22 protein-coding genes are annotated in these 20959 nt (G+C 71.2%); 10 read left to right on the forward strand and 12 right to left on the reverse strand.

Translation table 11 applies throughout. The features are described from left to right. Positions 1-29: 29 nt before the first annotated feature. Positions 30-266, forward strand: coding sequence for a carbon storage regulator CsrA (gene csrA, locus LLS1_RS01285; RefSeq protein WP_223358590.1), 237 nt, complete (start codon positions 30-32; stop codon positions 264-266). Between the two features lie 109 nt (positions 267-375). Here the strand turns inward: csrA and LLS1_RS01290 are convergent, their stop codons facing one another. From LLS1_RS01290 to LLS1_RS01310, 5 genes are read right to left on the reverse strand one after another with little or no spacing between them, the layout of a single operon-like run. Then, positions 376-1134, reverse strand: a complete 759-nt coding sequence (locus LLS1_RS01290; RefSeq protein ID WP_226653249.1) for an SDR family NAD(P)-dependent oxidoreductase — start codon at positions 1132-1134, stop codon at positions 376-378. Continuing rightward, a complete protein-coding gene (locus LLS1_RS01295; protein WP_226653250.1) occupies positions 1125-2339 on the reverse strand; it encodes an ATP-NAD kinase family protein in 1215 nt (404 codons plus the stop codon). The genes LLS1_RS01290 and LLS1_RS01295 overlap by 10 nt, the downstream gene beginning before the upstream one ends. Beyond that, the gene (gene gcvPB, locus LLS1_RS01300) at positions 2336-3952 is read right to left on the reverse strand and encodes an aminomethyl-transferring glycine dehydrogenase subunit GcvPB (protein ID WP_226653251.1); all 1617 of its coding nucleotides are present in this window, start codon (positions 3950-3952) and stop codon (positions 2336-2338) included. The genes LLS1_RS01295 and gcvPB overlap by 4 nt, the downstream gene beginning before the upstream one ends. Then, entirely contained in the window at positions 3949-5361 is a 1413-nt protein-coding gene (gene gcvPA / locus LLS1_RS01305) for an aminomethyl-transferring glycine dehydrogenase subunit GcvPA (RefSeq protein ID WP_226653252.1), read from the reverse strand. Before gcvPA ends, gcvPB begins: the two co-directional genes overlap by 4 nt. A gap of 9 nt (positions 5362-5370) precedes the next feature. Further along, positions 5371-7407: a beta-galactosidase gene (locus tag LLS1_RS01310; RefSeq protein WP_226653253.1), complete on the reverse strand. Its 2037-nt coding sequence runs from the start codon at positions 7405-7407 to the stop codon at positions 5371-5373. Between the two features lie 142 nt (positions 7408-7549). Here LLS1_RS01310 and LLS1_RS01315 point away from each other — a divergent pair, with 142 nt between their 5' ends. After that, positions 7550-8209 (forward strand): GntR family transcriptional regulator, encoded by a 660-nt coding sequence (locus tag LLS1_RS01315; protein WP_226653254.1) that lies wholly within the window; start codon positions 7550-7552, stop codon positions 8207-8209. Positions 8210-8266: 57 nt separating this feature from the next. After that, complete coding sequence (locus LLS1_RS01320; RefSeq protein ID WP_226653591.1) at positions 8267-8626, forward strand: ASCH domain-containing protein; 360 nt, start codon at positions 8267-8269, stop codon at positions 8624-8626. Positions 8627-8707: 81 nt separating this feature from the next. On the opposite strand, the gene LLS1_RS01325 is transcribed toward LLS1_RS01320, so the two are convergent. The 5 genes from LLS1_RS01325 to LLS1_RS01345 all read right to left on the reverse strand — a co-directional run bounded on the left by LLS1_RS01325 (position 8708) and on the right by LLS1_RS01345 (position 13838). Continuing rightward, the gene (locus tag LLS1_RS01325; protein WP_226653255.1) at positions 8708-8941 is read right to left on the reverse strand and encodes a histidine ammonia-lyase; all 234 of its coding nucleotides are present in this window, start codon (positions 8939-8941) and stop codon (positions 8708-8710) included. A 62-nt stretch (positions 8942-9003) separates the two neighbouring features. Then, positions 9004-10680 (reverse strand): amylo-alpha-1,6-glucosidase, encoded by a 1677-nt coding sequence (locus LLS1_RS01330; RefSeq protein WP_226653256.1) that lies wholly within the window; start codon positions 10678-10680, stop codon positions 9004-9006. Continuing rightward, positions 10677-11570, reverse strand: coding sequence for a carbohydrate ABC transporter permease (locus LLS1_RS01335; RefSeq protein WP_223358570.1), 894 nt, complete (start codon positions 11568-11570; stop codon positions 10677-10679). The genes LLS1_RS01330 and LLS1_RS01335 overlap by 4 nt, the downstream gene beginning before the upstream one ends. After that, positions 11567-12532 carry a carbohydrate ABC transporter permease gene (locus LLS1_RS01340; protein ID WP_223358569.1) on the reverse strand — a complete coding sequence of 322 codons (966 nt, stop codon included), beginning with the start codon at positions 12530-12532 and terminating at the stop codon, positions 11567-11569. Before LLS1_RS01340 ends, LLS1_RS01335 begins: the two co-directional genes overlap by 4 nt. A 10-nt stretch (positions 12533-12542) precedes the next feature. Continuing rightward, positions 12543-13838 carry a sugar ABC transporter substrate-binding protein gene (locus LLS1_RS01345; protein ID WP_226653257.1) on the reverse strand — a complete coding sequence of 432 codons (1296 nt, stop codon included), beginning with the start codon at positions 13836-13838 and terminating at the stop codon, positions 12543-12545. A gap of 115 nt (positions 13839-13953) precedes the next feature. On the opposite strand from LLS1_RS01345, the gene LLS1_RS01350 reads away from it, so the two are divergent. The 6 genes from LLS1_RS01350 (at position 13954) to LLS1_RS01375 (ending at position 19042) form a co-directional block, all read left to right on the forward strand. After that, the gene (locus LLS1_RS01350; protein WP_226653258.1) at positions 13954-14544 is read left to right on the forward strand and encodes a cysteine hydrolase family protein; all 591 of its coding nucleotides are present in this window, start codon (positions 13954-13956) and stop codon (positions 14542-14544) included. A gap of 184 nt (positions 14545-14728) precedes the next feature. After that, positions 14729-16303 carry an MFS transporter gene (locus LLS1_RS01355; RefSeq protein WP_226653259.1) on the forward strand — a complete coding sequence of 525 codons (1575 nt, stop codon included), beginning with the start codon at positions 14729-14731 and terminating at the stop codon, positions 16301-16303. A gap of 2 nt (positions 16304-16305) precedes the next feature. Then, a complete protein-coding gene (locus LLS1_RS01360) occupies positions 16306-17529 on the forward strand; it encodes a sensor histidine kinase (RefSeq protein ID WP_226653260.1) in 1224 nt (407 codons plus the stop codon). Then, positions 17526-18167 (forward strand): response regulator transcription factor, encoded by a 642-nt coding sequence (locus LLS1_RS01365; RefSeq protein ID WP_226653261.1) that lies wholly within the window; start codon positions 17526-17528, stop codon positions 18165-18167. Before LLS1_RS01360 ends, LLS1_RS01365 begins: the two co-directional genes overlap by 4 nt. A 4-nt stretch (positions 18168-18171) precedes the next feature. Further along, entirely contained in the window at positions 18172-18789 is a 618-nt protein-coding gene (locus LLS1_RS01370; protein WP_226653262.1) for a TMEM175 family protein, read from the forward strand. 85 nt (positions 18790-18874) lie between these two features. Continuing rightward, positions 18875-19042 carry a hypothetical protein gene (locus LLS1_RS01375; RefSeq protein WP_223358561.1) on the forward strand — a complete coding sequence of 56 codons (168 nt, stop codon included), beginning with the start codon at positions 18875-18877 and terminating at the stop codon, positions 19040-19042. A gap of 5 nt (positions 19043-19047) precedes the next feature. Here the strand turns inward: LLS1_RS01375 and LLS1_RS01380 are convergent, their stop codons facing one another. Beyond that, entirely contained in the window at positions 19048-19734 is a 687-nt protein-coding gene (locus LLS1_RS01380; protein WP_226653263.1) for a TetR/AcrR family transcriptional regulator, read from the reverse strand. A gap of 81 nt (positions 19735-19815) precedes the next feature. On the opposite strand from LLS1_RS01380, the gene LLS1_RS01385 reads away from it, so the two are divergent. Next, positions 19816-20652 carry an SDR family oxidoreductase gene (locus LLS1_RS01385; protein WP_226653264.1) on the forward strand — a complete coding sequence of 279 codons (837 nt, stop codon included), beginning with the start codon at positions 19816-19818 and terminating at the stop codon, positions 20650-20652. 40 nt (positions 20653-20692) lie between these two features. Here the strand turns inward: LLS1_RS01385 and LLS1_RS01390 are convergent, their stop codons facing one another. After that, the gene (locus tag LLS1_RS01390) at positions 20693-20914 is read right to left on the reverse strand and encodes a hypothetical protein (RefSeq protein ID WP_226653265.1); all 222 of its coding nucleotides are present in this window, start codon (positions 20912-20914) and stop codon (positions 20693-20695) included. Between the last annotated feature and the right edge of the window lie 45 nt (positions 20915-20959).

Consider the following 20959-nt stretch of genomic DNA (forward strand, 5'->3'; position numbering starts at 1 on the left):
TCGAAGGCGCACCCGGCTAGGCTGAAACAATGCTGGTACTGACGCGCAAGCCGGGCGAGCGGGTGCTCATCGGCGACGACATCGTCGTGACGATTCTCGACGCGCGCGGCGACGGCGTCCGCATCGGGATCGACGCCCCGCGCGGCATCCGCATCCAGCGCGACGAGGTGGTCAAGGCCGTGACCGAGGCCAACCAGGAAGCCACCGAGCAGGCCGCGGGCACGGCCGATCCCGAGGCGCTCATCAAGAAGTCCCTGGGGCTCTGAGCCGGCGGCGGACGGAGGATGCCGCGGCCGACACGCCGCGGGCAGACGGGAACGGAGGAGTTCCGGGTCATCACGCCCCGAAACTCCTCCGGTGGACACCGGCCGATCGCTACGCGATCCCGCCCCCGTCGACGACCATCGCCGACCCCGTCACGTACGACGACTCGTCGCTCGCGAGCCACACCACGGCCGCGGCGATCTCGGTCGGCTCGCCCATGCGGCGCAGCGGGCGGTCGGCGGCCTCGGCGAGGAACGATCCGGTCTCCTGCCCGAGCTGACGGGCCTCGTCGCGCAGCATCCCGGTGTTCACATCGCCCGGGTTGACCGAGTTGACGCGGATGCCCTGCGGGCCGTGGTCGATCGCGAGGGCGCGGGTCATGTTGACGACCGCGCCCTTCGAGGCGCAGTAGGAGATCGCCTGGCCGCCGCCCTTGAGGCCCCAGCCGCTGCCGGTGTTGATGATGGAGCCCTTCCCGGCCGCCGCCATGACGGGTACGACGTGCTTGCACATGAGGAAGATGCCGCGCACGTTGACGCCGAAGACGCGGTCCCACTCCTCGACGGTCGTGTCGACCGCGGTGGTGCGGCGGATGATGCCGGCGTTGTTGAACGCGATGTCGAGTCCGCCGAAGGCCTCGACCGCGGCGGCGACCGCGCGCTCGACGTCGGCCTCGGCGGAGACGTCGGCCGCGATCGCGACCGCGTCGCCTCCGGCCGCACGGATCTCGGCGGCGACGGCCTCGGCCGCCTCCTGCTGCAGGTCGACGACGGCGACGCGGGCACCCTCCGCGGCGAAGGCGAGGGAGGTGGCGCGGCCGATGCCGCCCGCTCCTCCGGTGACGATGGCGGACTTGCCAGCTAGACGCATTCGGGATCTCCTTCGATGGGGGCCGCGGTGGCGGCACTGACAGGGTAGATGCTCGCCGCGGCGGGCCCGGTGACCACCGTCAGGTGGCCGGCCAGCCGCGCGTCGAGCGCGGGGTCGCCGGTGTCGACCAGCAGGGGCCGGCCGGCGAGGTCGATGAGTTTCTGCTCCGTGGCGACCACGAGCAGGGGATGCGGCCCGAGCGCCGCGACCACGCGCGGGGAGAGCTGCTGGTTGCCACGGCCGAGCACGAACCCCTGGCCGCCGATGACGGTCACGACGGCCCGGGCGGTGTGCCCGGCGATCGCGGCGAGGGCCTGGTCGGCGGTCACGTCGCGGGCGAGCATGCGGCCGTCCTCGATGACGTCGACGCCGAGGGGTGTGGTGTCGAGGCCGAGCACGCGGCCCACCTCGGCTGTGGTGCTTCCCGGGCCGAGCAGATAGCGCGTGCCCGGCCGCAGCTGTTCGACGGCCCCGACGGCGGCGCGGTGCACCGCCTCCCGCTCGCTCGCGGGGGTGGAGGCTTTGCGCGCCTGGGTGCGACCGGGCGCGGCGGGAACCGGAACGAGGGCGAAGAGCCGCGGGTCGGGCCGCCCGGCGCGCAAGGTCTCCTCGTCGAGATCGAGCACCTCGGCCTCAGCGGTGGGGAGGGGATGGTCGGTCCAGGCGGCGGCCAGCGCCCCGGCCGCGGCGGGCCCGACCGCGAAGCAGCCCGAGTACATCTTGACCCCGGCCGGGATGCCGAGCATCGGGACTCCCGCCGGCACGCCGCGCGCCACATCCCGGGCCGTGCCGTCGCCGCCCGCGAAGAGCACGAGGGTCGCCCCGGCGGCGCCGAGGGCCATCGCCGCGCGCGCCGTGTCCTCCCCGGATGTCCCGCCGTCCAGGGGCGACTCGTTGCGGTCATCCGCGCCGAATGACCGCAACAACGCGCCCCTCGACGCCGGGACAGGTCGCGAGTACACGACTCGAGGGGTCAGGCCGGCGGCGCGCACCGCGTCCTCGCCCATCGGGCCTGCGGCCGTGAGCACCTCGGTGCCGGGATGCGCCGCCGCGAGCACGGCCAGCGCCTCCCGCGCCCGCTCGGACGCGCGCGGACGGCCGCCGCGGCGCAGCGCCTCCCGCTGCACCGCGGCGCCGTCGCTCCCGGCCAGACCCGCGGGCCCGCCGATCCCCGCGATCGGGTTCACGACGAGCCCGATGCTCACGCGGCGGCGTCCTCGTCGGTGGCCGCGCCCGCGGGAGCGACCGCCGTCTCCCCGCCGAAGTACTTGCGCTGGTACGCCCGCCAGGTGACCGCCCAGCGGGCCGGGTCGTCCAGGTCGTCGTGGTGGGTGTGGTGCACGGTCTGGTTGTGCGGGGCGGTGCGGACGACCTCCGGGGTCTCCCGGGCCTCCCGCGCCACCTCGGCCAGCACGGCCGCGTACTCGTCCAGCTCGGCCATCGAGTACGACTCGGTCGGCTCCAGGGTGAAGGGCTGAGGCACCACGTAGGGGTGGTGGCTGGTCCAGTAGTGCATCCCGAAGTCGGCGGCGCGGATGCCGATCTCCTCTGAGCTGATGCCCGTCTCCTCGAACAGCTCCTGCCACGAGTAGCGCACCTGCTCGATGCGGCGGCGGCCGGTCGCGTAGGGGGCACTCGCTCCCGGGATCTCCAGGATGCGCTTCATCAGGTAGTTGTTGTTGAGCACGGCGGTCTCGGCCACCGCGCGCAGCCCGGGGGCGCCGAGCGCGCGGATCCAGGCGTAGGTGCGCACGATGTTCGGGATGACGCCGTAGAACGGCGCGACGGAGCCGATGGACTGCGGCCGGTCGCCGTCGAGCACGTACCGGTCGCCCACTTTCTCGACCACCGGCCCCGGCAGGAACGGCACGAGCGCCTCCGACACCGCGTTGGCGCCGGACCCCGGGCCGCCGCAGCCGTGCGGAGTGCCGAAGGTCTTGTGGAGGTTGAAGTGGCACACATCGAAGCCGGCGTCGCGCGCCCGCGTGATCCCGAGGATGCCGTTCGCGTTCGCCTGGTCGTAGGAGGCGAGGGCCCCGACCGAGTGCGCCAGCTCGACCCACTCGCGGATGCGCGGGTTGTAGATGCCCGTGTCCTCGGGGTTGGTGACCATGATCGCGGCCGTGCGGGGCGAGATCGCCGCGCGCAGCGCCTCCACGTCGGGGTAGCCGTCGGCGTCGGGGAAGATCGTGATGACCTTGTAGCCGGCCATCTTCGCCGCCGCGGCGTTCGAGGGGTGCGAGAAGATCGTCGTGATGACCTCGTCCCGCTGCTCGGCCTCGCCGCGCGACGCGTGGTAGGCGCGGATCATCGAGATGTTGGCCCAGATCGCCTCCGAGCCGCCGCTGGTCTGCAGCGAGACGCGGCTCATCCCCGAGATCTCGGCGAGCATCCGCTCGGTGCGCCAGACGATCTCCAGCACCCCCTGGGCCGACGCCGGGTCCTGCAGCGGGTGCAGGTCGGTCAGGTCGGGGGTGCGGATGATCGTCTCGTTGACCTTGGGCGCGTACTTCATGGTGCAGGTGCCCTGGCCCACGTCGACGTTGAGGTCGGCGCCGAGGTTCTCCTGGCTGAGGCGCAGATAGTGCTTGAGCACGCGCATCTGGCCGATCTCGGGGAGGGCCGGGGGCGCGCTGCGGCGCAGGGAGGCCGGGAGGGCGGAGACGACGTCGCCGACGGCCTCCCGCACCTCGGGCTCGACCTGCGAGGGCATGACGCCGCGCTCGCCGGGGGTGTGCAGCTCGAAGACGATCGGCTCGTCCCAGCGCGCCTGGTGGAACCGGCGCAGGGCGGGCTTGGGGGCGATGGGGAGGCTCATGCGGCGTGCTCCTCGGTGGTGGTGGCGGTGGTGGATGCTGTGGATGCCGTCAGCGCCGCGCCGAACGCGGCCGCGAGGTCGTCGATGTCCGAGCGTGTGTTCTGCTCGGTGACGCACACCAGCAGGCGGGCGTCGTCGAGCGCCAGCCCGGGCTCGAACCCCTCGACGCGCAGTGCGGCGACGACCTCCGGAGCCGTCAGCGCGGCATCGTTCAGGTCGAGCACGAACTCGCGCAGGTGTGCGGCGCCGTCGCTGTCACGGACTCCCGGGAGCGCGGTCAGCGCCTGCCGGGCGTACGCCGTGCGGGCGAGGAGCGTCTCGCCCAGCTCGGCCATGCCCTGCGGGCCCATCAGCGCTAGGTGCACGCCGGCGGCGATGCCCCAGAGCGCGGCGGCCGTGCCGACCCACTCCTTCCCTTCCTCGCGCAGTGCGAACGAGGTGCGGTCGTAGGCGACGTCGCCGAAGCCGTACTCGCCAGGGACGTCCGTCGACGCCAGGCCGAAGAGGCGCGACGGCATCTCCATCACGAACCGGGTGTCGTCGCGCACGGCGATGAACCCGGCGTGCGCGCCTCCGTACCAGGGGTGGAGGCCGAGGGACTGGATGTCGCCGTGCACGATGTCGGCGCCGGCATCCGCGGGGGAGGCGAGCACACCCAGCCCGACCGGGTCCGTCCCTGCCACCAGCAGGGCGCCTGCGGCGTGGGCGGCCTGCGCGAGCTCCGCGACTGCCGTCTCCAGGGCGCCGTGGAAGCTCGGGGTCTCGACCCACACCGCGGCGGTGTCGTCGCCGATCAGCGCGCGTGCCGTGGCGACATCGGCGACGCCGTCCACGGTCGGGACGATCGTCAGGTCGGCGATCGGCTGCACATAGTCGCGCACCTTGCTCAGCTTGTCGGGGTGCGCGTCGCTGACCAGCAGGATGCCGCGGCGCCCGGTGATGCGCGTCGCCATGGCGAGCGCCGTCGCCGCCGACTGGTAACCGTCATAGGTGGGCACGTTCACCACGTCGAGGTTCAGCAACTCCGCCATCAGCGACTGATACTGGAACAGCGCCTGGAAGCGCCCGTGGTCCTCGTACGGCTCTCCGGCGTAGGCGGTGAGGAACTCGCTGCGGTTGATGATCTCGTCGACGACGGCCGGCACCGCGTGGTTGTACGTGCCGGCGCCCAGGAAGAGGCGGCCCGGCTCGACCGCGCGGTTGCGGCGCAGCAGGCCGCCGACGTGGCGCACCAGGTCCTGCTCGGCGACCAGCGGCTCCGGGAGGTCGAGGTCGCGGCCCAGCCGCAGGTCGGCCGGGACGTCCGCGTAGAACTCCTCGACGCTCGCCGCACCGACGGCGTCGAGCATCGCCTGCCGCGACGCGGGCGCCGTGTTCGGCACATAGGGGTGGACGAAGGGGTGGGTCATGCTTGCCTCTCAGTTGGTCGCAGGGCGGTTCGCGGGATGCGCCACCACGGCGACGCCGAACGCGTCCAGCGGCAGGCCCGCCCCGGCGTCCGCGCCGGTGAGCAGGTCGGTGCCGCCCGGGATGCGCGGCGCGTTGCGCGCCTCCCGGCCGTGGTTGAGCACGAAGGTGTAGTCGGTCTCCCCGTCGGTGCGGGTCACGATCTCGAGGGCGCTGTCCGGTTCGCGGGCCGCCAGCCCGGCCGCGGCGAAGACGGAGGAGAGCACGGCGCGCATCCCCTCGTCGTCCAGTCCGGCTGCGAGGTACCAGGCGGCACCGGCACCGTGGGAGCGGCGGGTGACCGCGGCCAGCCCGGCGAGCTCGCCGTCGGCGAAGCGGCCGAGCACCTCCGTGCCGTCCGCAGTCTCGATCCATTCGCCCCAGACCCGGGTGGAGTGCACGACACCGCCGAGCTCGACGGTGCGGTGCCCGCCGTCCGGCAGCGGCCACCACTCGTCGACCTCGACACCGAGCAGGGCACGCAGCGGGCCGGGCGCCCCTCCCGGGTGGACCTGTTCGCGGTGGTCGACGACGCCCGAGAACGGGCCGACGACCAGCTGGCCGCCCGCCGCGACGAACGCCTCCAGCGCCGCCGCCTGCTCCTCCGTGGCCGCGTAGAGGTTCGGGACGAGCAGCACGCGGTGCTCGCCGAACGGTCCGGTCGCGCGGGCGACGTCCACCGGCTGTCCCAGGGCGAACGCTGCCGCGTGCCAGGCCCGCGTCTCCGTCAGCCAGTCGAGGCGCTGCGACGGCATCGACTCGCTCTGCGTCAGTCCCCACCATGCGTCCCAGTCGGCGACGAGCGCGACCTCGGAGCGGACGCGCGCGCCGCGCACCGGCTCCAGCCGCTTCAGCTCCGCGCCGAGCGCCTTCGTCTCCTGGAAGCTGCGGCTGCGCTCGCCGCGGTGGCCGAGCATCGCGGAGTGGAACTTCTCCGGCCCGAACTTCGCCTGCCGCCACTGGAAGAACATGACGCCGTCGGAGCCGTGGGCGACGGCCTGAAGGCTGCCGAGCCGCATCTGCCCGGGCGCTTTCGGCACGTTCACGTCGCGCCAGCTGACCGCGCTCGGCGCCTGCTCCAGGAGCAGCCAGGGGCGGCCGTCCTTGAGGCTGCGCATGAGGCCGTAGTTGAGGGCGGCGCCGACGTGGGCGAGGGGATCGGCGGGGTCGGGATACGCGTCGTCGGTGACGAGGTCCTCCGCGTCGGCGAACCGCCAGTAGTCCAGCTCGCGGAACAGGCTCATGAAGTTCGTGGTGACGGCGATCTCGGGCGTGACCTCCCGCAGCACGTCGACCTCCGCCTGGAACAGCTCCAGCAGTGCGTCCGACGAGAACCGCTCGAAGTCGACGAGCTCGGCCGGGTTGATCGGGCCGGTCGCTGTGCGCGGGGGCTCGATCTGGTCGAAGCTCAGGTAGTTCTGGCCCCAGCAGCTCGTTCCCCACGCCGCGTTGAGGCCCGCGATGTCGCCGTAGCGCGCTTCCAGCCAGCGGCGGAAGTGGCGGGCCGACTCCGGGCACCAGCACCGCGAGACGTGGTCGCCGTACTCGTTCGAGACATGCCAGAGCGCGAGTGCGGGATGCTCGCCGTAGCGCTCCGCGAGGGCTCGCGTCAGTCGCAGGGCGGCCTCCCGGAACACCGGCGAACTCGGGCAGTACGTCTGCCGTGAGCCGAACTCGAGCCGCACGCCGTCCGCGTTCCACGGCAGCACCTCGGGATGCTCGCGCACCAGCCAGGCCGGCGGCGTCGCCGTCGCGGTCGCCAGGTCGATGCGGATGCCGTGCGTCCAGAGCAGGTCGATCACGCGGTCCAGTCCCGCGAAGTCCCACACTCCCGGCTCCGGTTCCAGCAGCGGCCACGAGAACACCGGCAGCGTCACCAGGTTGACCCCCGCCTCCACCATCAGCCGCGCATCCTCCGCCCAGACCTCTTCCGGCCACTGGTCCGGGTTGTAGTCGCCTCCGTAGGCGAGCGCGTCGAGCCGGATGCTCCGGGGTGCGGGGATCGTCATCGGTCTCCTTGGACGTCGGTCGGGGGCGGTCTCTTGTGTCGATTCAGTGTCGACTGTATTCTGTATACAGTAACGCTAAAGCGATCGTCGCGGCGGGTCAACCCCTAAGCTGGCGACCACGAGTCCGGCCGGGAGGGGTCACATGGCGATCGAACGCAAGAATCTGCGTTCCCAGGTGCGGGAGGAGCTCATCGCCCGGATGCGCGCGGGGGACGTCCACCCCGGCGAGAGCATCAACGAGGTGCAGCTCGCCGCCGAGCTCGGCGTCAGCCGCACCCCGCTGCGGGAGGCCCTGATCGCCCTCGAGAGCGAAGGCCAGATCGAGAGCGAGAACGGCAAGGGCTTCCGTTTCGTTCCCCTCAGCGCCCGCGAGTTCGAAGAGCTCTGCCCGATCATCGTCACCCTCGAATGCCTCGCCCTCGACCTGTCGCCCCTCGACGACCTCGCCGCCCTCGGCACCCGTCTCGCCTCCCTCGCCGCTGACTTCTCCGACGACGTCGCCCAGCACGCGGTCGTCAACCGCAAGGACGACGAGTGGCACAACCTCATGCTCAGCGCGTGCCCGAACCGCACGCTCCTGGAGCAGATCACCCAGGTGCGCAGTGCCATCCACCGCTACGAGTCCCTCCTCGTCGGCGGGGAGGTCCTCGTGGAGCGCTCCGCCGCCGAGCACGCCATCATCGCCCGGCACCTCGTCGAGCGCGACGTGCCCGCGGCCAAGGCGGCTCTCGCGGAGAACTGGACGAACGGCGTGCGGCGGCTGCTGGCGGACGCGGGGATCAAGTGGGAGCGGTTGGGGTAGGGGCTGTCCGAGTACCCGATCGCTGAGTTCGGCTTCCCCGGCCCCACGAGGGACCGCCTGGTTGCCGCCATCCTCGCCGGCGAGAAGACGGCGACCACCTCGCTGCTCATCGAGTACGAACGTGAGAGCGAGCCGCTTCCGGAGGTCGGAGACCGTCAGGCGGTCATCGACTCGGAGGGCGTCGTGGTCGCGACGATAGAGATCACACGCGTGGACATCCTCCCGCTCGGCTCCGTACCTCTCTCCCACGCCGTCGCCGAGGGCGAAGGATGTCTCACTGTCGAAGAATGGCGCGCTCAGCACGACGCCTTCTGGTCGAGCGCGGAATTCCTCGACGGCCTCGGTGCGCCGTGGCCGGTCATCGACGACGACGCAGTTTCCGTGCTGGAGCGGTTCGCTGTGGTGGCGCGGGCGTGAAGGTGTGGACCGGGGTCGCATGCTGCAGCGACGAGTCGCGCTCGCGGTGCTGATCGCTGCAGCTGCTGCCGCCGGCCCCCGTCAGTCCGCCGGACTGCCCGGAGCGAACGCGTTGCCGGGCCCGTGGATGCGCCCCGTGGAGGGGTCGACCCAGTTGCCCGACCCGGTGGCTCGGTGCCAGCGTTTGTGGAAGGCGAGATCGGTATCGGCGGCGTCGACGACGGCCGCACCGCACAGGTCGCAGATGCGCAGGATGACGATGTCGCCGTCCGCGGTCGTGACCGAGACCGTGCCTTCCGGGAATGCGACGCCCATCGAGTCCCCCTGTCTGTGACCGACCATCGTGGTCAGGTTCCGAGACTGCCACAGCCGGAGCTCTACCGCGACACCTGCACCGCCAGATCCACGAACAGCGCCGCCGACCACCCGAACGCGGTCGTGGCCGTGCGCGCCTTCTGTCCCGTCGCCGGGTTGAAGTACTCGTGCGGCCCGCCGCCGTGGATCACGAGCCGCAGCGTCTGCTCGATCAGCTCCCGCGCACGCTCGGCCTGCCCCGACACGGCGAGCCCCTCGGCCAGCAGCGCGTTGACGTTGAGCCATACCGGGCCGCGCCACATGCGCTCGTCGGAATATGACGGGTCGCGGCGCGCAACGGTCGGCACGCTCCAGGTCGTCGCGAAGCGGTCGGGGTCGTCGAGGGCGGCGAGGATGCCCGTGACGTACCGGCCCGGAAGTCGGCCCGTGAGCAGGGGCAGCAGGGAGACGACCGCCTCCGCCTCGACCGGCGTCCCGGCGCCCGCCGAGCGGAAGAACCCGGCCGACTCGTCCCACATGCCCTCCAGCAGCTCCAGGGTGCGCGCCGAGCGGACGGCATGCCGGGAGGCACCCGCGGCGTCGCCGACGGACCGCGCGCGCGTCGCCAGCAGGTCGTCCTGCAGGATCAGGTAGGCCGCGAGGTCGGGGGAGGCCACGGGCAGCTCGGCGTCGAAGACGGGGCTGTCGTCGAGACCGGAGGAATAGGGGTGGCAGTACTCGGGCATCCCGTCGCCGTCGAGGTCGGAGTGCGCGAACCACCAGTCCTGGCTGCGCGCGACGGTCGCCCAGGCGGCGTCGAACCAGGCCGGGTCGTCGACGAAGGCCTCCAGGCGGCGCAGTGCCCAGGCGGCGAGCGGCGGCTTGGTCAGGGGGATGGGCGCGGACGGGTCGGCGATGGCGGAGCCGGCGCGGCGCAGGTTGTCGCGGTCGCCGGGCGGGAGGTCGTCGCTGGAGGCGAGCACGCCCTCGTCGTGGACGACGTCCGGCAGCTGTCCCTCGGCGGTGGGGAAGGCGAAGGCGAGCTCCAGCTGCTCGCGGGCGAGCTCGGGGTCGCCGTGGCGGAGGCCGGAGGCGATGAAGTAGGCGTCCCACTGCCACAGGCCGACGTACCCGATCTTCGACGGCACCACGGCGCGCGCGCCGCGGCCGGGCAGCGACACGATGTTGGCGCCGAGCACCCACCAGCAGAAGGCGGTCATGTCGGCGAGGTCGTCGCGCACGACGGGTGTGCGCGCGAACCACGCATTCCACACCCGCGCCGTCTCATCGAGCGCCCGCGCATGTCCCTCGGCGTCGGGATGCTCCGAGACCTGTGCCACGAATCGCGCGCCCGGTCGGAGCTCGGTGGAGGCCGGAACCACGGCGATGCGCACCGCGGAGGACGTCCGCACGGCCGGGGCGAACGGGAGGTCGAGCTCGGCCGACCAGGCGACCGTGCCGTCGCCGCCGAGACTGAGGGCGTCGGGGCCGTCGAAGGTCAACGTGACTCCGGCCTCCCCGAACTCGACGCGGTCGGGGTGCACGGCGGTCACCGCGGCCGCGCGGCCGGACGGCCCGAGAACGCGCAGGGTGCGCACGAGCACGCACTCGTCGAGGCGACGCTCGTACTCGGCCAGCCGCACCGTCACCCCGTCGCCGGCCCGCTGCACCAGGATGCGCGAGCCCGGCAAGGTGAACGGCGCCGACTCGAGGTCGAGGAACGGGGAGACGCGCGCAGCGGTCGCGGCGGCGCGGCTCATCGGCCGCCCAGCCCCGACGCCGCCATCGAGTTCAGGATGCGGCGCTGGCCGATCACGAACGCGATCAGCATGGGGATGGTCGCGATGGCCGAGGCGGCCATGATCAGCCCGTAGTTGACCGATCCGTACTGGCCGCGGAAGCTCTGCAGCAGCAGCGGAACCGTGAACAGGTCCTGCGAGTTGAGCAGCACGAGCGGCAGCAGGAAGTTGTTCCAGGTGCTCAGCGCCACGATGATCGCGAGCGCGCCGAGGCCGGGCTTCAGGTTCGGCAGGATGATACTCCAGAAGATCCGCCAGCGGCCCGCGCCGTCGACGAGCGCCGCCTCCTCCAGCTCGCGCGGCAGGGACAGCACGAACTGGCGCATGAGGAACACTGCGAACGGGTTCGCCAGCGCGGCCGGCACGATCAGCGCGAGGTGCGAGTCCACCCACCCCAGCTTCGCCATCAGAAAGTAGAAGGGGATGAGCGTGACCTGCATCGGGATCATCTGCGTCGCCAGGAACAGCACGAAGAGCACCTTGCTGCCGCGGAACGGGATGCGCGCGAACGCGTACCCGGCCATGGCGGCGGTGACGAGGGTGCCGACGACGACGAGCACGGCGATGTAGATCGTGTTCCAGTACGCCTGCCCGAACGGCACGTCGTTCCAGGCGTCGACGTAGTTCTGCAGCGTGAACGGCTGCGGCCAGACGCTCAGCGGGTCGTTCAGCAGCTGCGGGAGCGACTTGAACGAGGTGATGAGCATCCAGAGGAAGGGGAACACCATCGCGAGGCCGCCGAGCAGCAGGACGACGTGCAGCAGCGCCTTGCGGGTGCGGGAGGCCGCGCGGCCCGGGTGCGCGTCGGGGATGCGGGCGGGGGACTCGGTCGGGGCCGTGGCCGTGGTCATGCGGCACCATCCTCGTAGTGGACGAACTTCTTCTGGGCGGCGAACTGGATGCCCGTGATCACCAGCGTGATGATCAGCAGGATGATCGACGCGGCGCTGGCCGGGCCGAACTGGAACTTGCCGAAGCCCAGGTCGTAGATGTGGTAGACGATCGTGCGGGTCGCGTTGTCGGGTCCCGCGTTCGCGGTGAGGATGAACACGGTGTCGAACGTCTGCAGCGAGCTGATGAACGCGATGACGGTCGAGAAGAAGATGATCGGTGACAGGAGCGGCAGCCGCACGCGGAAGAACAGGGTGATCGCGCCCGCGCCGTCGAGCCGGGCCGCCTCGATCACGGCCGGCGAGATGTTCTGCAGTCCCGCCAGGAAGATGATCACGTTCAGGCCGACCGACGACCAGATGGTCACGATGCAGACGGCGATGAGCGCGAGGTGGGGGTCGCCCAGCCAGTCCGGCGGGGCGGTGTGGAACACGTTCGCGATGAACCCGCTCAGCACGCCGTCCTTGCGGAACAGCTGCTGCCAGATCATCGCCACCGCGACCGACGACGTGACGACGGGCGCGAAGAACAGGATGAGGTAGAGCGTGCGCGTCTTCAGCTTCTCCAGCGCGACCGCCAGCACGACGGCGAGACCGAGCCCGATCGGCACCGTGATGAGGGCGATGAGGAGCGTGTTGACGATCGACCGTCCGAAGAGCGGGTCGCTCAGCTCGGTGCGGAAGTTGTCGAAGCCGACCCAGCTGAGGTCGTTCAGGCCGTCCCACTGGGCGAACGCCAGCACGAGGCTCGCGATGAACGGCACGACGACGAACAGGGCCATGCCGAACAGCTGCGGGCCGACGAAGACGTAGCCCCAGCGGCGGTCGCGACGCCGCCAGGCGGACTCCTTGCGGAGCCCGCCCGGCGTCGCGGGAGGGGTCTCGGCCTCGGGGGCGACCAGTGCTTCCCTGACTGCGCTCACGCTCGATGCCTCACTTGCCGCCGGTCTTGTCGGCGATCATCTTCGCGACCTCGTCGAGCGTCTCCTTCGTGGAGGCCTTGCCCTGGTAGAGCGCGAGCATCTTGTCGCTGATGTCGCTCGAGAGGCCGGGGACGGAGGCCTCGGTGGCGTAGTCCTCGAAGCCGATGTCGCGCATGTCGAGCAGGGTCTGCGCGTGCGCGGGGTAGCCGTCCAGCACCACCGAGTCGGCGCCGCTGATCGACGGGACGGCGTTGCCGCCGCCCTTGAGGCGGAACGTCTGCCCCTGGGCCGAGAGGAAGTTCGTCCAGAACTCGAACGCCGCATCCTTGTTCTTGGTCTTCGCGTTGATGGCGAGGTAGCTGACCGCGACGCCGGTGGGCGCGGCCTTGCCGCTCGGGGTCGGCCACGGGGCGACGTCGTAGTTCTCGGGGTCGCCCGCGGCCTTCACCGTGCCGATCGTGTAGCGGCCCTGGATGAAGAAGCCGGCCTTGTGGGTGACGAACACGCTGTCCGCGCCCGCGCCCTCCGGGAGGGTGTCGGCGACGACGAACGTGCCGTCCTGGAAGTTCTTGGCCAGCACGTCCATCGCCTTCACGCTGGTCGGGTCGGTGTTGGCGACGAACTTCCCGGAGTCGTCGAACGCCTTGCCGCCCTGGGACGAGATCCAGCTGTAGTGGGTGGACCAGTAGTTCCAGAACATCGAGCCGGTGAGGCCCGCGTCGTGGAGCTTGGCGTTCATGTCGAGGAACGCCTCGGTCGTCCATTTGCCCTCGGCGGCGAGCGTCGCCGGGTCCTCGGTGATGCCGGCCTTCTTCAGCGCCTCCTTGTCGTACCAGAGGGCGTCGGGGTTGGAGTCGTTGGGGGCGGCGTAGATCTCGTCGCCCTTCTTCGTCGCGCCGAACAGGCCCTGCGCGAAGTCCTCCGGCTTGGTCTTGCTGGCCGACGAGTTCATGAGCGACGTCAGCGGCATGAGCGCCTTGGAGTTGACGAACTGGCCGATCTTGTCGTCGCCGATGTAGAACACGTCGGGGGCGGTGCCGGAGGCCAGCTGCGCGAGGAGCTTCGTGTGGTAGTCGCCGTAGTCGGCGACCGGCTGGAGCACGACCTTGATGTCGGGGTGCTCCTTCATGAACTGGGTGTCGAATTCCTTGTACCTGGTCAGTTCCTCGGGGGTGCCCCAGGTGGACCAGACGACGGTTTTGGTGCCGCCTCCGCCCGATCCGGAGCACGCGGCCATGCTGAGGGCCAGTGCGGCGGCCGCCGTGATGGCCAGCGCCCTTCTCACCGTTGAGTCGACGCGAGACATGAGTACCTCGTTCCTTGAGAGTCTCTGCTGTGGTGGTCTGTATTCTGTATACAGTAGGCAGCGAGGGGATGCAAGCCTTCCCGGCAATCCACCGGCGGCGAGGTAGTTTATGCATGTGAACGATTTGTCGCTGGACCCCTCCCGTACCGCGCTGCTCCTCATGGATCTGCAGCCCACCATCCTCGCCTCCCACCCCGACGCCGACACCTTCCTCGCCGAACTCGGGCGCGCCCGGGAGGCCGCCCGCGCGGCCGGAGCCACCATCGGCTACGTGCGCGTGGCCCTCTCGGAGGAGGACGCCGCACGCGTCCCCGCCCACTCCCGTTTCGCCGCCGCCGCCGAGCGCGTGCGCGAGATCGGCCCCGACCACCCCGCCGTCTCGGTGGATCCGCGCATCGCCCCCGCCGACGGGGAGATCGTCGTGCGCAAGTCCCGTTACGGCGCCTTCAGCACCACGGACCTGCACGAGCAGCTCCAGGCCCGCGGCGTCGACACGCTCGTGCTCGCCGGCATCTCCACGAGCGGGGTCGTGCTCTCCACCGCGCGGGACGGCGTCGACAAGGACTACCGCATCGTCGTCCTCTCCGACGGCACGTTCGACCGCGACCCCGAGGTCCACCGGGTCCTCACCGAGAAGGTCTACCCGGCGCAGCAGGCCGCCGTCGTCACCATCGACGAGCTGATCGGCGCGCTCGCAGCGGTCTGAGCCGGCGACCGCTGCGCTTCGGGACGTCCGCGGTCGTGCGCCGCACCGCCGATGTCCCGCGGGACCGCGGTCGTCTCCTGGGTCGTGGGCGCGCGGCGAGCGATGCCGTGTCCACCGATCGGCGGACACGGGTGACCACCGTCAGCCGGTGCCGCGCCGGGCCGCCGCCCGGGAGGCTGGGAGCATGTCAACCTCCTCGTCCCGTCTGGCCCTCGCCGGGCTCATCCTCGCCGTCTCCATGACGACGATCGATCAGACGATCGTCGCCCTCTCCGCGCCCACCATCCAGCAGAACCTCGGGCTCAGCCACGACGGGATGCAGTGGGCGGTCAATGTCTACCTGCTCACCACCGCCGCGTTCTTCCTCCTCGGCGGCCGCGTCGCCGACGTCGTCGGTCACAAGCGGATGGCCCTTGTCGGCATCGCCGGCTTCGGCGTCACGTCGCTGCTCTGCGGTCTGGCCCCGGCCGGCGACTTCGCCGAGTCGTGGCTGGTCGCCGCCCGCGCCCTGCAGGGCGTCAGCGGCGCGATCATGTTCCCGGCCGCGATCGGCATCGTCGTGGAGGGTTTCGCGCGCGAGAGCCGCGGTCGCGCCATGGCGATCTTCTTCGCGATCACCGGGGCGATGACCGCGCTCGGCCCGATCGCAGGCGGCTACCTCACGCAGTGGACGTGGCGCGCGATCTTCTGGGTCAATGTGCCGATCGCGGTCGCCGCCTTCGTCATCGTCGCGATCGCCGCGCGTCCATCGGCCCCTCGGCACGAACGCATCGACAGGCTCGGCGCGGTCGTCGTCGCCGCCGGGATGGGGCTGATCGTCTTCGGCTTGCAGCAGGCGAGCCCCTGGGGCTGGGCGAACGCGGCCGTCATCGGTTCGCTGATCGCCGGCGCCGCCCTGCTGGTGGTGTTCGTGCTCCTCCAGCGCCGCACAGCCCAGCCGCTGGTGCAGCTGGCCGCGTTCCGCGACCGCGGTTTCACCCTCTCCACCCTCGCCACGCTCTTCTCGTCGGTCGCCTTCATCGCGACGTTCTTCTTCCTCAGCGTCTACGGGCAGGTGTCGCTGGGCCTCTCCGCCGGGCTGACGGGCCTCCTCTTCCTCAAGTTCTTCATCGGTTTCGTCGTCGCGAGCCGCATCGGCTCGGTGCGGTTCGACAAGTACGGCGCCCGCGGGGTGGTGCTCGTCGGCGGCCTGGTCGGAGCCATCGGGTTCGGCTGGCTCGCGCTGAAGGCCACCGACCTCGACTTCGACGCGACGTCGTTCTTCAACCAGCAGACCTGGCCGATCATCGTCGCAGGCGCCGGAATCGGCCTGATGTTCTCCGCCGTCTCGACGGATGCGGTCAACCGGGCGATCGGCGCGAGCTACGGCGAGGTCACCGCGATCTCCCAGACGATGAAGAACTTCGGCGGCGCGCTGGGCCTGGCCGTCTTCACGACGATCGTCACCTCGCGCCTCACCGACCTGCTCACCGCCTCCTTCGAGAAGATCGGCGGAACGGCGGCGGACGCGCAGAGCGCGGTGGACCGCATCAGCGGGGCCTCCGGCGACGGCGCCTCCCTCGCGAAGGTGCCGACCGCGGTGCGCGATCAGATCATGCACGCCGTCGCCTCCGACTACGCGGGCGCGGTGCAGTGGGCCTTCTGGGGGATGGCCGGGGCGATGCTCGTCGTCGCCGTGATCGGCGTGCTCTACCCGGCGGGCCGCACGTCGGTCGCCGAGGCCTCCGCGGCCGAGGCGGAGCGAGCGGCTACAGTCTGACCGTGCAGCAGCAACCACGTGACGGGCAGTTCTTCGAGCTCCGCGCCTGGATCGCCTACTCGGCGGCCGCGACCGTCGCCACCGTCGTGATCATCCTGGCGAACCCGTACACCGGGTTCGCCAGGTCGGTCGCGTCCGCCGCGATCGTCCTCATCCTGTTCCCGCTGTTCTGGCTGGTCGTCCGGCTCCGCCGCGACGGCGACGACGGCCCGTGGGACGTCGGCTACTGCCTGCTCGCCGCGGCCGGCTACCTCTTCGCCCTCTCGATGAACGACTGGGCCAACGTCGCCCTCTTCGTGCTGTCGCCCCAGTTCTTCCTGCTGCTCTCGATGGTTCCGGCGTCGATCGCGATCACGGTGGTGAACGCGGGAGGCGTCGTCGTCCGCTGGGCGATCGGCGACCTCCCCGGAGACTCCATCGTCGACGCCGGCGCGATGACCCTGCTCGTCATCGCCTTCTCGATCTTCTTCGGCCACCGCATCGCCGCCGTGAGCAAGCAGAGCGCCGAGCGGGGGAGGCTGATCGACCGCCTCCGCCAGCAGCAGAAGGAGATCGCCGAGCTCTCCGAGCAGCAGGGCGCCGCGAGCGAGCGGGAGCGGATCGCGCGCGAGATGCACGACACCCTCGCGCAGGGCTTCACCAGCATCGTGACGCTCGGGCACGCCGTGCAGGGGGAGCTCGATGCGGATCCCGCCGCCGCGCGCCGCCACGTGGAGCTGATGACCGAGACCGCGCAGGAGAACCTCCAGGAGTCACGGCGCATCATCGCCGCGATGACGCCGGGCCGGCTCAGCGGCTCCGCCCTGCCGGAAGCGCTCGAGCGCGTTGTCGCCCGCTTCGCGGAGGAGACCGGGGTCGGCGCGGGCTTCGTGGTCGACGGTGACGCCCGGCCGGCCCCGCCCGCGGTCGACGTCGTCGCCCTGCGCGTGCTGCAGGAGTCGCTGTCCAACGTCCGCAAGCACGCTGCCGCCCGCACGGTCGATGTCGAGCTCGCCTACCTGCCCGACGCCCTTCGCCTCCGCGTGACCGACGACGGCCGCGGCTTCGACCGCCATTCCCCGCGCGACGGGTATGGACTCGACGGCATGGCCGCCCGTGTGCGCGAGGCGGGAGGCGCCTTCAGCGTGGAGTCGTCCCCCGGCGCCGGCACGGGAATCACGGTCGAGCTGCCCGCGCCGGCCATCGGCGCCGCGTCGGCGTCCGCATCCACCGAGGAGCCCGCATGATCCGCATCGTCCTGGCCGACGATCACCCCGTCGTGCGGGAGGGCATCCGCGGCATGCTGACCGGCTACGACGACATCGACGTGGTAGGGCAGGCCGCCAGCGGTCCGGAGGCCGTCGCCCTCGTCGCGACCCTCAGGCCCGACCTCGTGCTCATGGACCTGCGGATGCCCGGCGGCGACGGCGTCGCGGCCACCCGGGCGATCGCGGCCGCGCACCCCGCCACCCGTGTCGTCGTGCTGACGACGTACGAGACAGACCAGGACATCCTGCGCGCGATCGAGGCCGGGGCCAGCGGCTATCTGCTCAAGGACATCGCCCCGGCCGAGCTGGCCCGTTCCGTGCGCGCGGCGGCGGCGGGGGAGACCGTGCTCGCGACCTCGGCCGCCACCGCCCTGCTCGGCAGGCTGCGCGGCGGCGGCGCGCCGCCCCCTCCCGCGCTGTCTCCCCAGGAGGTCAAGGTGCTGCGGCTCGCCGCCGACGGCCGCACCAACGCCGCGATCGGCGCGGAGCTGTTCATCGGCGAGGCGACGGTCAAGACCTATCTCAGCCGCGCCTACGAGAAGCTCGGCGCCTCCGACCGGACCTCGGCCGTGCGGCGTGCCCTGGAGCTCGGACTGCTCGGCGACGCGCCAGAATGAGCGCATGACAGTGGTGAGGACCGAGCGCGGGCTGGACCGGCTCGTCAACTTCTCGGACGCGACCGTCGCGATCGCGATCACCCTGCTCATCCTGCCGCTGGTGGATGAGGCGGGCCAGGCCGCGAAAGAGGGAGTCGGGCCGTGGTACCACGACCACTACTGGGACGTGATCTCCTTCGCCATCTCCTTCGTCGTGATCGCCCGGTTCTGGATCAACCACCACCGCATCTTCGAATGGGTCACGGACTACACCACCGGGATCATCTGGCTGAACTTCCTGTGGCTGGCCGCCATCGTGGTCATGCCGTTCACCACCAACCTCCTCTCCGGCAGCGACCAGCACGACGGCGTCGTCTACGCGGTGTACATCGGCAACATGCTCGTGGCCTCGCTCACGATGCAGGCGATCGCTGAGATCCTCCGGCACTCTCCCGAGCTCGTTCGTGAAGACGCCCGCCCGGCCATGAACGAGTCGCGGGGCTGGTTCGTCGACATCCTGATGGCGGCGGCTCTGGTGCTGGCGGTGGTGTTCCCGCAGATCGGCATCTGGTGGCTGCTGCTGCTCTTCCTGCAGGGTCCGCTGTACGCGGTGACGCGGGCGCTCCGTCGACGCACGCCCTGACCCGGTTCCGTGCACCGCGCGGCGCGGGGTGGTGCGACGGCGGCCTCCGGTCTACTGTCGGCCCAGACGGACTCAGGAGGACCGGATGCGCTTCAAGACTTTTCTCGTTCTGATCGCGATCGCCACGGCTTACGTGCTCGGCTCGCGGGCCGGCCGCGAGCGCTACGAGCAGATCGTCGGGGCGGTCAGCTCGTTCTGGAACGACCCGAACGTGAAGAAGACGCGCAAGAAGCTCAAGAAGGCGACCCGCTAGGCCGGTCAGGGAGCGGTGCGTTCGATTCCCGCGATGAGCGCGCGGATGGCGAAATCGCGCCGCGTCCGCTCGTCGGGACCGGTGAGGAGCGCGGCCTGTCGGCGCACGCGCGGAAAGCGCTCGGGATCGGCGTTCTCGTAGGCCGAGAGAACCTGCTGACGCTCGCCGGCACCGCGGTCGCCGCTCGCGCGTACGGTGCGCTCGATCGCGGACGAGGCGGCGAACTGCGCGATGAGGTCGACGCCGAGCGCGGCGCGCTCACCCGGAACGCCACCGTGTTCCATGAGGGAGAGCTCGTGTTCGGCGAGCCTGAGCGCACCGGGAAGCACGGGGATCGTGCCGAGTGCGACGGAACCGAGCCCGGCGTAGCGCTCCAGGGTCGTGATCGTGTTCGCGATCGTGTCGGCGAGCGCCTCGCGCCACCCGCGCTCCCGGCCGTCTGCTTCGACCAGTTCGACCTGCGCGTACGCGGCATCGAGCACGTGTTCGAGCAGCGCGTCGCGGCCGGTGAAGTACGCGTAGAGGGATGCTGCTCCGGTCTCCACCCGCTCCGCGACGTGCCGGAGGGCCACCGCGTCCGCGCCGCGCTCCTCGATCAGACCCAGGGCTGCCTCGACGATCGATCGGGAGGTGAGGGGGGCCTTCGCTGATCGTCCCCGTCGGGCGCCGAGGGTGTCTGCGTGATCGGACATGGCGGAAGCCTATCAGTTGACACGAACGACATTCGTAACGAATACTGTTCGCGAACGTTGTTCGTTGAGTGGGAGGTTGTCATGGCGGTACTGGTCGTCGGTGCGAGCGGAGCGATCGGAGGCGCGGTCGTCGCCGGGCTGATCGAGCGGGGTGTGGATGTGCGCGCGTCGAGCCGCACGCCGGCGAAGCTGTCCCTGCCGGAGAGCGTCCGGGTGTTCGCGGCGGACCTGAACGAGCCCGCATCGTTCGCCGCCGCGCTGGAGGGCGTCGACCGGGTCTTCCTCTACGCGGATCTCGAGCATCCGGATGCGCTGGTCGCGGCGTTCGTCGCGGCCGGGGTGCGGCATGTTGTGCTGCTCTCGTCCTCGTCCGTGACGTTTCCCGGCGCCGCGGAGGACTTCAACGGCTCCCGATTCCTGCGTGTCGAGCGGGCGATCGAGGAGTCGGGGGCGGCGTACACGTTCCTCCGGCCGGGCGGGTTCGCGAGCAACGCCGCGCGGTGGAGCTGGAGCGTTCAGCGGGAGAGCGCCGTGCCCCTGCCCTATCCGGAGGCGGTGCAGGTGCCCGTGCACGAGCAGGACATCGCCGATGTCGCCGTCCTCGCCCTCACCGGCGACGCCCTCATCGGCGAGAAGCCGGTCCTGACCGGTCCCGAACGACTCACGCTGCGGCAGCAGGTCGACACGATCGGGGCGGTCATCGGTCGCCCGGTCGTCGTGATCGAGCAGACGGAGGCGGAGTCGACGGCGCTGCTCTCGCAGTACGTGCCCGAGGTGTGGGTGCGGCAGATCGTGAAGGACTGGCGGGAAGCCGTCGGCGCGACGCCGGCCATCTCGCACGAGTACGAGCGCCTCATGGGCGCGCCGTCCCGCAGCTTCCGCACCTGGGTCGAAGACAACGTCCACCTCTTCCGGTGAACGTCTCTCCGAAGCGCCCCACTGGCCGCGGGTCGGCGGCCTACGGCTCGTCGGTGTCGGTGTACTCGCCCTGCGGCGCGTCGGCGGCTTCGTCGACGTCCGTGTAGGTGCCCTCGATATCGGTCTCGGGCCCGGGATTGTCCTCGGTCTCGGTGTACTGGCCGTGGACGGTGCGCTCGTGGGGGGCCTCGCCGTCGACCTCGGTGTAGCTGCCCTCGAGGTCCTCGCGCGGCGTGTCGGCCGGGTCTGCTGGGGTGCTCATGATGCAGACATTACGCCCGGCGGGCCGCCAGGAGTAGAGCGCCGC

It is taken from the genome of Leifsonia sp. LS1 (assembly GCF_020521355.1).
Lineage (GTDB): Bacteria > Actinomycetota > Actinomycetes > Actinomycetales > Microbacteriaceae > Leifsonia.